At 55.8% G+C, this 10296-nt stretch carries 10 protein-coding genes; 4 read left to right on the top strand and 6 right to left on the bottom strand.

Features of this window, described 5'->3' with window-relative positions; all coding sequences use genetic code 11:
- Window positions 1-973, bottom strand: a 973-nt coding sequence (locus GXP52_10185) for a Fic family protein (GenBank protein ID NOY87651.1), incomplete at its 3' end; no start/stop codon positions are given.
- A gap of 498 nt (window positions 974-1471) precedes the next feature.
- Here GXP52_10185 and GXP52_10180 point away from each other — a divergent pair.
- The 3 genes from GXP52_10180 to GXP52_10170 all read left to right on the top strand — a co-directional run bounded on the left by GXP52_10180 (window position 1472) and on the right by GXP52_10170 (window position 3980).
- Window positions 1472-3094 carry a phosphatase PAP2 family protein gene (locus GXP52_10180; protein ID NOY87650.1) on the top strand — a complete coding sequence of 541 codons (1623 nt, stop codon included), beginning with the start codon at window positions 1472-1474 and terminating at the stop codon, window positions 3092-3094.
- Between the two features lie 284 nt (window positions 3095-3378).
- Complete coding sequence (locus GXP52_10175) at window positions 3379-3654, top strand: type II toxin-antitoxin system Phd/YefM family antitoxin (protein ID NOY87649.1); 276 nt, start codon at window positions 3379-3381, stop codon at window positions 3652-3654.
- Window positions 3654-3980, top strand: a complete 327-nt coding sequence (locus GXP52_10170; GenBank protein NOY87648.1) for a type II toxin-antitoxin system RelE/ParE family toxin — start codon at window positions 3654-3656, stop codon at window positions 3978-3980. Before GXP52_10175 ends, GXP52_10170 begins: the two co-directional genes overlap by 1 nt.
- 651 nt (window positions 3981-4631) lie before the next feature.
- Here the strand turns inward: GXP52_10170 and GXP52_10165 are convergent.
- Window positions 4632-5210, bottom strand: a complete 579-nt coding sequence (locus tag GXP52_10165) for a GDYXXLXY domain-containing protein (GenBank protein ID NOY87647.1) — start codon at window positions 5208-5210, stop codon at window positions 4632-4634.
- Complete coding sequence (locus GXP52_10160; protein NOY87646.1) at window positions 5207-6505, bottom strand: DUF2157 domain-containing protein; 1299 nt, start codon at window positions 6503-6505, stop codon at window positions 5207-5209. The genes GXP52_10165 and GXP52_10160 overlap by 4 nt, the downstream gene beginning before the upstream one ends.
- 186 nt (window positions 6506-6691) lie before the next feature.
- On the opposite strand from GXP52_10160, the gene GXP52_10155 reads away from it, so the two are divergent.
- Window positions 6692-7978 carry a 4Fe-4S dicluster domain-containing protein gene (locus tag GXP52_10155; GenBank protein NOY87645.1) on the top strand — a complete coding sequence of 429 codons (1287 nt, stop codon included), beginning with the start codon at window positions 6692-6694 and terminating at the stop codon, window positions 7976-7978.
- A gap of 37 nt (window positions 7979-8015) precedes the next feature.
- On the opposite strand, the gene GXP52_10150 is transcribed toward GXP52_10155, so the two are convergent.
- The 3 genes from GXP52_10150 to GXP52_10140 form a co-directional block, all read right to left on the bottom strand.
- Window positions 8016-8495: an aldo/keto reductase gene (locus tag GXP52_10150; GenBank protein NOY87644.1), complete on the bottom strand. Its 480-nt coding sequence runs from the start codon at window positions 8493-8495 to the stop codon at window positions 8016-8018.
- 422 nt (window positions 8496-8917) lie between these two features.
- The gene (locus GXP52_10145) at window positions 8918-9769 is read right to left on the bottom strand and encodes an HNH endonuclease (protein NOY87643.1); all 852 of its coding nucleotides are present in this window, start codon (window positions 9767-9769) and stop codon (window positions 8918-8920) included.
- Complete coding sequence (locus tag GXP52_10140) at window positions 9744-10145, bottom strand: (deoxy)nucleoside triphosphate pyrophosphohydrolase (protein ID NOY87642.1); 402 nt, start codon at window positions 10143-10145, stop codon at window positions 9744-9746. The genes GXP52_10145 and GXP52_10140 overlap by 26 nt, the downstream gene beginning before the upstream one ends.
- Window positions 10146-10296 lie beyond the last annotated feature (151 nt).

Raw genomic sequence — 10296 nt, 5'->3', positions numbered from 1 at the left:
TGGGCAATTCATCCATCAGGGCCTGCTGCTGTGCGTAAGCTCCTATCCTTTTCTGCATCCCATCGAGGTCCAGCAGGTTCCGCATAAAATCTATCTGATCCAGCGTTGTTTTGAGGAAGAACCTGCAGAAAAGAACAAGGCCCTGCTCTGAAAGGTTGCCCCTGCCGCCCAGGCCTCCGCGGCGCTGCTCATCCGCTTCAGCCAGGGCGGCGAGATAATCCTCCCGGTGGCGGGCCAGGCCCCTCGAAACAGCCCACATCCCATGCCCATCGATACCAGCCTTAATGAGGTAGGTGTGGGTGAAGATCCTGGCGACTCTCCCGTTTCCTTCCAGAAAGGGATGAATCCAGACCAGCCTGTGGTGGGAGGCCGCAGCTGCTATCACCTTGTTTACGCTATCCAGGCCATTAGGATTGTAGGCTTCTGAGAAATGGTCAAGAAAGAGCGCCAACGAAGAGGCAGCGGGAGGCCTTTCCACCTCCTCCTCATCACCTCGCAGGTTTCCGGGCTTAACGATGCGTGCTGCCCCATCGGGCGCCTTGATCTCTTTAAATTCTTCAGGCAGGTGGTTGTAGAACTGCTTATGAATCAGACAGAGAAATTCCCTCGAACAGATGTCGGTCTCAGGTTCCCTCTCGATGAGCCGCTCAGTCAACCTCTGGACCTCGACGTGCGCGGCGCTCTTCATCTGAAACGCGCGCCTTGCAGGGTCTTTGGAATAATCTTTCGCCAGGGCTTTTTCCATATCCACCGGGTGAGTGTTGTGGTCTTCGATCAGATTTGAGTAGCAGCTGTTAGTGGAGCGCATCAGCTCCGCAACGCCCTTGGCGGTTTCGCGGTGAACAGAAGCGCCCAGCGCTGCTGAACGACGGATTACCTCGATTGCAAGGTCTCGCAGTTCTCCGCGGGAATCCGGCGGGAGCATGGGCTCCATCTGGGAAGGTCTGGTGTAAGGAATCCCATTTTGTGCCATATCGTTATCTCCGAAATTCCAATTGGATGAGGGAAACATACCAGACACCAGAAGATATGTCCATATTTGGCCGATATTTTGTCTGGCTTACAAAGCATATGATGATGGAAATTTTCCAGTGTTTTACGATAGATAGAAGCTTTAAAGATTTTTTATGCTCATATATGCACTGTTTTATGGCCGATCTTATATGGTGGGACGAAGGGGGGTCAGGACTTATCAGTGAATGAAGTAGGCTATGGCCATGAGAAAGTCTATCCCCAAAACCAGTCCCACACGGAGGGGCCCCTCTTCATCTCTACCCCCTTTCGGAACAAGTCTGTTACACTTTAGTAGATTGTCCCATTTAAGGAGTCCACTATCCCCCCGCTTCAAGGACCAGCTTGAGAGTGACAGGAGCACGGCTATGAGAAGGGGACCTGTTTCAGAATCTGAACGGAAGGCGATGCCGCGCTCCCTGCAGGCAGGCCCGGTTCTCGCCACCGGGGGATTACGGGCATGTCCGTAACAGCGAGTGCCTGGATGCTGGCCGGGGGGATCCTCGCTTCGCTTGCTCTGGCGATTTTCGGCCTTTTCACCCTTTTCACCTGGCTGGTCTTCCGCAAGGGTGAACCGCTATGGTCTTTCCTTCGCTCAGTCCTCGGCTCAATAAAGCAGGCCGTAAGCTCCAATCCCGACGTCAGGAGCCTGATTGACAAACACCCGTCCCTGGTCGGCTTTCTGAGGAGAAGGTTCAGCCGTGAGGATCTCCACGGCTGGTCGATGACTATCCTTATCCTGGCGTTCCTTTACGTTTTTCTCCTTTTCATGGGGTCGATCGAGGATTTCGTCACAAAGGGCGTCATCCTGGCCGCGGACGTTCGGATCGCCAATCTTCTCTACTCCTTCCGGAACCCGCACCTGACAGCCATCCTGCTATGGGTAACCCTTCTCGGGAACTGGCAGATCGCAGCCGGGGTGATCCTGACAGCGACGGCGTTGCTCCTGCTCCAGGCCAGAAATGGTCACGCCGCCGGACTCTGGCTGTCCGTGTCGGGCTCCGTGCTCTTCACACAGCTCGGCAAGCTGGCCTTTCACCGTCCACCTCCTTCCGTGGCCGAGTACCTGGAGACTAGCTATTCCTTTCCCAGCGGTCACGCCTCCATCGCCGTGGGGCTTTATGGGTACCTGATCTACCTGCTGTGGTGCTCGTCCTGGAGCTGGCGGCGTAAGATCCTCCTGTCATCCCTGGGAATGACCGCCATCCTGGCGATCGGCTTTTCGAGGATCTACCTGGGGCTCCACTACCTGAGCGATGTGTGGAGCGGCTACCTGCTGGGAGCCATGTGGCTGATCATCGGCGTGAGCGTTGCCGGGGTCCTGGAAAACAGATGGAAGGGAAGGGGCGGCTCCGCGGGGGTACGGCAGAAACTCTTCCGGCCCGCATTCATTGGCGGTATTCTCCTCCTTGCTGCTTATTACGGCGTCTCCGGCTTTCTCTACCATCCGCCAAAGGTCCGCCCGCCTGACCTCCCCAGGGTGGTGGTGGAAGGCAACATCCTGGACACCATTGAACAGGATAAAGTGCCAAGGTATACAGAGACCGTCACCGGGGCACACCAGGAACCCATCAGCTTTATTATCCTGGCCCGGAACAAGAACAGGCTGATCAAAGCGTTCTCACTGTCCGGGTGGTACCGGGCCATGCCCGAAGGGATAAACTCGTTGGTCCTGGCAGGAAGGGCCGCGTTTTTCAACATCAGTGACACCTCCGCCCCCATGACCCCATACTTCTGGAGCGGAAAACCCCATGACTTCGGCTTCCAGAAGCCGGTGCCCGGGGCGGGCTTAAGGCAGCGCCACCACGCCAGGTTCTGGATGACCCGCTACGTGGACCCCGACGGCAGGCGTATTTTTTTCGGGACGGCGAGCCTCGACACCGGGATAAAGTGGCTCATCACCCACATCATCGGACCTGACATAGACACCGAGAGGGACTTCCTGTTCCGGGACCTGCTGGCAGCAGGTCAGGTAGCATCCTGGAGCAAGGAACCCTTCACAGACCGCGGCATGGGCAGAAACTTCGACGGGGACCCGTTCTTCACGGATGGAAATGTCTACGTCATCCGTCTCCGCGACTGAAAAACCCTTATTTTAACCTTTTGCAAGATCATGATCCCTGGGGTCGCACCTCAGATCCTCAGGTTTTTGGTTCTTTATGTTGACCATGGACCAAAAACCGCCCTCAATTTCGGGAAGGGCGATGGTTTCATGCATTTCTCGTAAAGGAAGTGCACTTTACCTGGTCCGACTCCATGAGTTTGTCCTTGGTCTTCAATTTTTGATGACTTCGTAAAAAGCCATTACCCTTGACAGTTGACCTGTTTAAGGACTATATTTAGTCATATATCTGAAGGAGGTGAATTATGAAACTATCCAGCCAAATAAAGCCGATCAGCTATCTCAAGGCACATGCCGCAGAGATCGTGCGCAGCCTGTGGGAACAGGGGGAGCCCCTGGTCATCACTCAGAACGGCGAAGCCAAGGTGGTCATGCAGGACATCGCAAGTTACGAGCAAACGCAGGAGACCATGGCGCTGCTGAAAATTCTGGCACTCGGCACCCGTCAGGTTGAAGAAGGCAAGGTTCAACCGGCAGCCGATGTCATTCAAAAACTTCGTGACCGGAGGAAGACCCGCTGATGCCGTTCAGAGTATTCCTGACTGACGACGCGATTCGTGACCTGGAAGATCTGTACGATTACATCGAACTGCATGACGTACCTGGAAAGGCGGCCCACGTTCTCGAACAGATCAATAAATCCTTCAACAGCCTTTCCGAAAATCCACAGCGCGGAGCCCACCCGAAAGAATTGCTTGCCATCGGACTTCGTGAGTACCGCGAAATCTTCTTCAAGCCTTACCGCATCATTTACCGGGTCATGGCCGAGAACGTCTACATTCTGGTGATCGCCGACGGGCGTCGGGATATGCAGGCACTGCTCCAACGGCGCCTGCTCCAGGCATAATGCCGGAGGTGGACCCCGCTGGTTAGACAGGTGGTTCCCTGGGGTCGCACCTCAGATCCTCAGGTTTTTGGTTCTTTATGTTGACCACGGACCAAAAACCGCCCTCAATTTCGGGAAAGGCGATGGTTTCATGCATTTCTCGTAAAGGAAGTGTACTGGTGCACAATAGCAAGTGCACAGGTGCACTGGTGCACTAGTGCACTTTGCCTAGTCCGGTCCCACGGGTTTGCCCGGGCTTGCCCCTTGTCTTGTTTCCAATGGTCAAAGGACAGGCAAAAGGAAGGCCAGGGAGGAAAAACCTGAGAATGTGAGGTCCGGCCCCAGACGACCCTTTGTAGGGTCATGGGGCCGGGAATTTGACAATAGCCATACCCAAAGCAAGCTAATAATACCTTCCATCTCTCTTTTGGCAAAGCTTTTGCCCGGTCTTCCATATTTGGATCATCCTGAAAATGAGTACCTGGAAGTGAAACTACTTTATCTCGCCACCCGTTCGTCACGCTTTAACGTGACTCACTTGAGCCACAGAGGAAAGCACATTGTTTTAGCAAAGTGCAAAGTTGATGACTTTTTGCGAAGTCATCAACATTCACGTGGGAACTTCGCGGGGTCGTCCTCCCTACGAATACAACTCCATTGCGCTCCACGCGATCACGGGTTTTTCCCTTCCTCCAGGTACTCTGAAATCGGTTTGCCATCCACAAACAGGTCTTCGATAACGCCGATCCCTCCTCGGATGCGCACTGCGATCCAGGCTCTCGGGCGGGTTGATGTTCGGGGTGCGGCTCTGTTTCGCCGCACCGCCCTCTCCGCCCTCGGTGCCACCTTCTCCTCCATATAAAATCGAGAGAAGGGAGGACGGATGCGGAGCTTGTCCCCGTTAACGCTGCGGACACGGGCCGAGACCCAGGCCTCTTTCCCCGCCGGCGGGCGGATGCCAGGATCCTTCATGTGAGCAAACCCTTCTCCGTCAACCATCACCGAGAGGAAAACTTTCTGACCCTTCCTGAACCCACTGCGCGCTCCGACAGTGTGCACCAGGTCTTCCTGCCCAAGTGCCACATATCGGCCACGGAAGGCATCGTATGGGTCTACCGGGGCGACCTGGAAAAGGAACCTCACCCCGCGGGAAAGGGCCAGTTCGCGCTGGGTCACGGTCCACCCGAGGCTCCCCAATTGCAGGAGGGCCAGAACGGCGAGGGCGGCAAGAGTCAAGCGCGAGCGGATCACGTCCCAGCCTCCCTTTCCCACCGCCGTGCGAGGAAGCGATTAACCACCAGAAAAGCGGTGCCGATGGCGATGAAGGTCAAGCCGCGGGCCAGGATTCCCATGTTACTGTCGAAGAATCTCAGGATGGCAAGGACAGCGATCAGCCCCATACCCAGGTTCAGGTCGGCCAGGCTGCGCGTGGCGGTTGAACGGCACAGATAATAGGCTCCCACCGTAAGACCGTACAGGTCGAAGGCCAGGGCTGCCCCTTTCGTCCCGAGGGTGGAACTCGCCTGCCCGATCGCCAGAATTGCCAGAGGCATGGCACCGAGCACGAACCCCTGGCGTGCGCGGCGTGTCCACCCCACCCAGAGGGCAGCCATCCAGCCGGCGGAGAACAGGGCAAAGAACACCCATCCGATGGCGGCCCACTCCAATCGGTGCCCTCCATGACGCAGGGTCCAGCGCCAGACGTCGGGATAGGTAATGGTCAGCAGCAGGGCCAGGGACCCGAAACGGCCAAGGACAAGGGCCGGATTCTTCCAGGACGAAGCAAGGTGTCCTGAAAGGACCTCCCCGGTGAGGTGCATCCCGGCGAGGAGAGCCGCCAGCCCGGTGAGGCTCCAGACCCCTCCGAGGCCCTGGAACAGGGCCGCCGCCGCGATCAAAAGTGACAAGAAACCCGCCCAGGCCGCGAGCGCCGTCGAGGGGAGTTCCAGAAACCGCAACAGGCGCCATCCCAGCCAGGGGACGAAGGCCGCCGCAAAAGCGAACCACGCCCATGGCGCCGCCATCGAGAAGCGGACGGCAAACCAGGCTGACAGGGTCCCCAGCCATACGACGGAAGCGCCGGCCGAATCGAGTAGGTAGACCACCGGCAGGGCGAACAGGGCCCAAGCGAAGAGGAAGGACTCGCCGCTCCCCTGGATGTTATAGGTCTGGCTCACCAGGGCGATGGACGCAGCCGAGGACAGTGTGTAAAAGATGCCGAGCCCCTCCCGCCAGGCCGCAGAACGCCTTCCCGTCCAGACGGCAAAGGCGGTAAGGGCAATGGCGGAAGCAAGGGGCAGGAAGGACAGAGCGGCCCGGGCGGCCCGTGGGAACTCGCTCCAGTTGTGGGCGATGACCAAGATGACACCTCCGCCCACTAAAAGCGCGCCTAAAGAGCTCAGTGCGGCCGACATCAGGCCGACCCTTGACGCTTCGGTTCCGTAGCGTTCGCGGAGCCGCTCGGCCGATGCGTCGTCGATCACCCCATCGGCCACCAGTGCCGGAAGTTCCTTCTTCAGATGCTGAACGAAGGCCCTACGGTTCATTTTTCTTTTCCCTCCCGCGTGGATATATTATCAGAGCATGAAGGTTTTGCAAACCTTCCCGCCCTGGTTTGCGCCGCCGAAGTAGGAATTCCGGTGTTCCTGATAATCCCGGTTTGAAATGCTATAATTCTCATTTGAATATCGATTGGTTTGGAATCTGGAGTTAACGAATAGCAGGAGTAGACCATGGGACACCTGGTCGGAAAGGACATATACAGGGACCTGGGCAGGAAGATCGACGGCCTCTCGGTGAGGACGCCGTGGAATGACACCTTGCACCAGATCCTCAGGGAGCTTTACTCAGCGGAGGAGGCCGACGTCGTCGTCCGCATGCCGTACCGGCTGTCCCGGTTCGAGAAGATCGTCCAGGCTACCGGGTACGACAGGACCAGGCTGCGGAACATCCTTGAGGCGTTGGCCGAAAAAGGCCTGGTCATCGACCTCCAGATCAGGGGAAGGGGCTACTACATGCCCTCGCCCATGGTCATCGGGATCTTCGAGTTCACCATGATGAGGACAGGGGGGGACCTCGACATGGCCGGGATTTCCAGACTTTTCAGTGAGTACATGGAAAAGGACGATATCTTCTGGGCGGCCAATTTCGCAAAGGGAGAGAAGGTCTCGGTGATGCGGACGGTGCCCTGGGAGGACACCATAAGAAATTCAGAGCGCGTCGAGGTCCTGGATTACGAGAAGGCCGCGGCCATCATCGGGGAATCGGACAGGTTTGCCGTGGGGCTGTGTTCCTGCCGTCACAAAAAGCACCACAGCGGAGAGAAGGAATGTGACGTCCCCACGGGCAAGTGCTCCACCCTCGGGAGATCGGCCGATTACATGATCCGGCACAACCTGGCAGGGGAGGTCTCCAGGACCGAGATGCTGGAAAACCTGGCCGAGTCCAGGGAGATGGCGCTGGTCATCAACGCCGACAACGTCCGGGACGGCTGTGAGTTCATGTGCCACTGCTGCGGATGCTGCTGCCAGGCTCTCGGGGGGATCAGCAGGCACGGCTACCCAAACACCGTCGTGACGTCCAGCTTCATCGCCCGATGGGATAAAAACACCTGCAACGGCTGCGGAGCCTGCGCAAAAGCCTGCACCATCGACGCCATCGAGATGGTGGAAAACGGTGTCCCCGACTCAGGCAGGAAGGCCGATCCTATGGTGGATGAGTCCATCTGTCTGGGCTGCGGTGTGTGTGCGCTTAAATGCAGACCCGGCTCCATGAAGCTCGTGAAACGCGACCAGCGCGTCATTCATCCGGAGAATATTTTCCAGCGGCTCATTCTCCAGTCACTGGAGCGGGGGACCCTTCAGAACCAGCTGTTCCCCGAGCCGGAGAACATGACCCACGCCTTCATGCGGGGGCTGGTGGGCGGCGTCCTGAAACTGCCGCCCGTCAAGGCGGCCCTCATGAGCGATCTGCTCCGGTCGAGGTTCCTGGAGACGATCCAGCGCGGGGCCCGGATTTAAAAAGCCGTAACGCATGACTGGTAGTCCCGGTTATTATTCAGCTTTCCTCAACCATGCTCATCCCCCGTTCGTCGTAACGCGTCCCTGCGGCCGCGCCCGGTATGGGGACAATATCCGCCCCCTGAGCCATGACCCAGGCCAACGCCAGCTGGGCGGGGGTGAACCCCTTTCGGGATGCGAGATCCCTGAGCCCCTCCAGAAGTCCAAGGTTACGCTGGAAATTTGCCTTTTCCCGGAACCTGGGAAAGCGCGCGAGGCGCACATCCCCTTCCTCGCTGGCACCGACCGTGTCCTCGATGGGGACTTCCGGGTCTACCCGGTGCTGGTAATAAAGGTCGATGTGCTCCATCCCCAGTCGCCTCAGGCTGCCCTCACATGCCGCACGGACATATTCCGGTCTTCCGCTGATGCCCTGGAAACTTTTGTCCTCCCCCCGGAGGATACCGAACTTTGTGGCGATGACGAAACGATCCCGCGCACCTGCCACCGCGCGGCCCACCAGCCCCTCGTTGTGTATTTCCTGGAGCCGGACCTCACATTCTCAGATTTTTGGTCCTTTATGTTGACCACGGATCAAAAACCGCCCTCAATTTCGGGAAGGGCGATGGTTTCATGCATTTCTCGTAAAGGAAGTGCACTTTACTTGGTCCGACCCCAGACGACCGCACGAAATCGACACCCTGTTCCGACGACTACGGAAAAAGTGGTCAGTTTGGATTGGAATGGGTGGTCAGTTTGCGTCGGAATACCCAGTCGGAGTCCAAAGGATGCCCAATCCCCGGCCTGACCCCGGTCATTCAATAACACCGGTTAGTAGGGAAATGTAATTGTCGTCAGTAGGGAAGTGTAATTGTCGCTGGCCAGACCACCTCTGTGGCATCAATTTTATTCAGCGATTTATTCTCACCATGGGGGTCAGAAATATGGAGGATTTTCATATTAAATTGCCTTAAATATATGTTCCCGATGATAAACTATGCTTTCCTCGGATAAGTGATGTTCAGGACGGACAGTGAACTGCGAATCCATCCCTAAAATTCTCAAGTCATCGCTAATAGCTATAGCGCCAAAATCGAATAGAACATGAATATTGGGTGAAAGGCAGAGAATATTATTCACCGTGTCTGGTCCACTGTGGGGACGACCAAGAGGTTTAATGTGACATGACTCAGCATAGGGTCCCGTGGGGGTTTGGAGCCTGGTCCCGCTAATTTGGCAGGTATGGTTGTAAAGCGCCTTTATGCTGTTCCCAGTCTCAGAATTACGTATAATTCTGGTTGTGTAAATACTCGTTCTTTTCGGTTGGGTTTGTCCGTAGGGAGGTTGTGCGCCGCTGGCCTGGCTGCTCAACACGTCGCTGGCGGTGATCTTAACTAGCCTGTATCTCCAAACTACAAAACCGTCTCGCCCTCTTTCGTGCCAACAGGCTTCAATGCGATATAACCCCCCGTATTTGTAGCCTTTTGGAGGAGCGTAGTCGGAATCTGCCTGATACCCACGATTAACCCTAATCGGAATACCTTCCCGAAAGTTATTAGCAAGATTGAGATTACCACCAGTCAATTGTTGGTCAGCAATTTGACGGCCAGTGTTGGCATCCCGTCCGCCTTCCCCAGTATAAATAATAGTATCCCCAAGATCTTCATCATCCACATAACCACCGGAAAGAACAATGGAGTATCCACCAGGAGCGATTCCTTTCATCAATCCCCTGTGAACATTCGCCGCATGAAGCGCTTTTCGGTCTTTAAATATCCTTCCTTCTTCAACTCCTGGGATTGTACCTTGCATGGTCCATTACCTCCCGTGCAATTAGTATATCCGCTTCTGATAGATCGTAATCCAGTAAATCCGCAGGCTTGACCCACTGAATTTCATTGTGGTCAGTCAATTTGAAATCACCAGAAATAAATTTTGTTCTGAAAGCAATGAGTTCAATGAAGATATGATCGTAATGGTGTTTATTGGAGCAGATGAATTCCCCCACCTCGACCTGGATGCTGAATTCCTCGGCCAGTTCCCTTTTCAAGCACTCCTCCGCCGATTCCCCAGCCTCAACCTTCCCCCCAGGGAACTCCCACTTGCCGGCGAGCTTTTGCCCGAGCGCCCGCCTGGCAATAAGAATCTTGCCGTCGTTTTCAATTATGGCACAGGTGACAATGGTCAATTAATACCCCATTCTTTAAAACCTGAGAATGTGAGCTTTGACCCCAGGCGGTCCATTATTTTAGGTGATACGGCTAGCTGATTTCCTCTCATTACCTAGTTAAACTACCAATTCAGAAGAAAAAATGCTCAATATTTTTGCAGACGGATAG

This window comes from Deltaproteobacteria bacterium (assembly GCA_013151915.1).
In the GTDB taxonomy this organism is placed as follows: Bacteria; BMS3Abin14; BMS3Abin14; order BMS3Abin14; family BMS3Abin14; genus BMS3ABIN14.
The sequence above is the reverse complement of the archived record's forward strand: the minus strand, read 5'-3'. Positions and strand labels throughout refer to the sequence as shown.

Excerpts from the sequence above, each read along its gene's own strand:
- GXP52_10180 (NOY87650.1), top strand. The coding sequence starts at position 1,472 with ATGTCCGTAACAGCGAGTGCCTGGATGCTGGCCGGGGGGATCCTCGCT.
- GXP52_10175 (NOY87649.1), top strand. The coding sequence starts at position 3,379 with ATGAAACTATCCAGCCAAATAAAGCCGATCAGCTATCTCAAGGCACAT.
- GXP52_10170 (NOY87648.1), top strand. The coding sequence starts at position 3,654 with ATGCCGTTCAGAGTATTCCTGACTGACGACGCGATTCGTGACCTGGAA.
- GXP52_10160 (NOY87646.1), bottom strand. The coding sequence starts at position 6,505 with ATGAACCGTAGGGCCTTCGTTCAGCATCTGAAGAAGGAACTTCCGGCA.
- GXP52_10155 (NOY87645.1), top strand. The coding sequence starts at position 6,692 with ATGGGACACCTGGTCGGAAAGGACATATACAGGGACCTGGGCAGGAAG.
- GXP52_10145 (NOY87643.1), bottom strand. The coding sequence starts at position 9,769 with ATGCAAGGTACAATCCCAGGAGTTGAAGAAGGAAGGATATTTAAAGAC.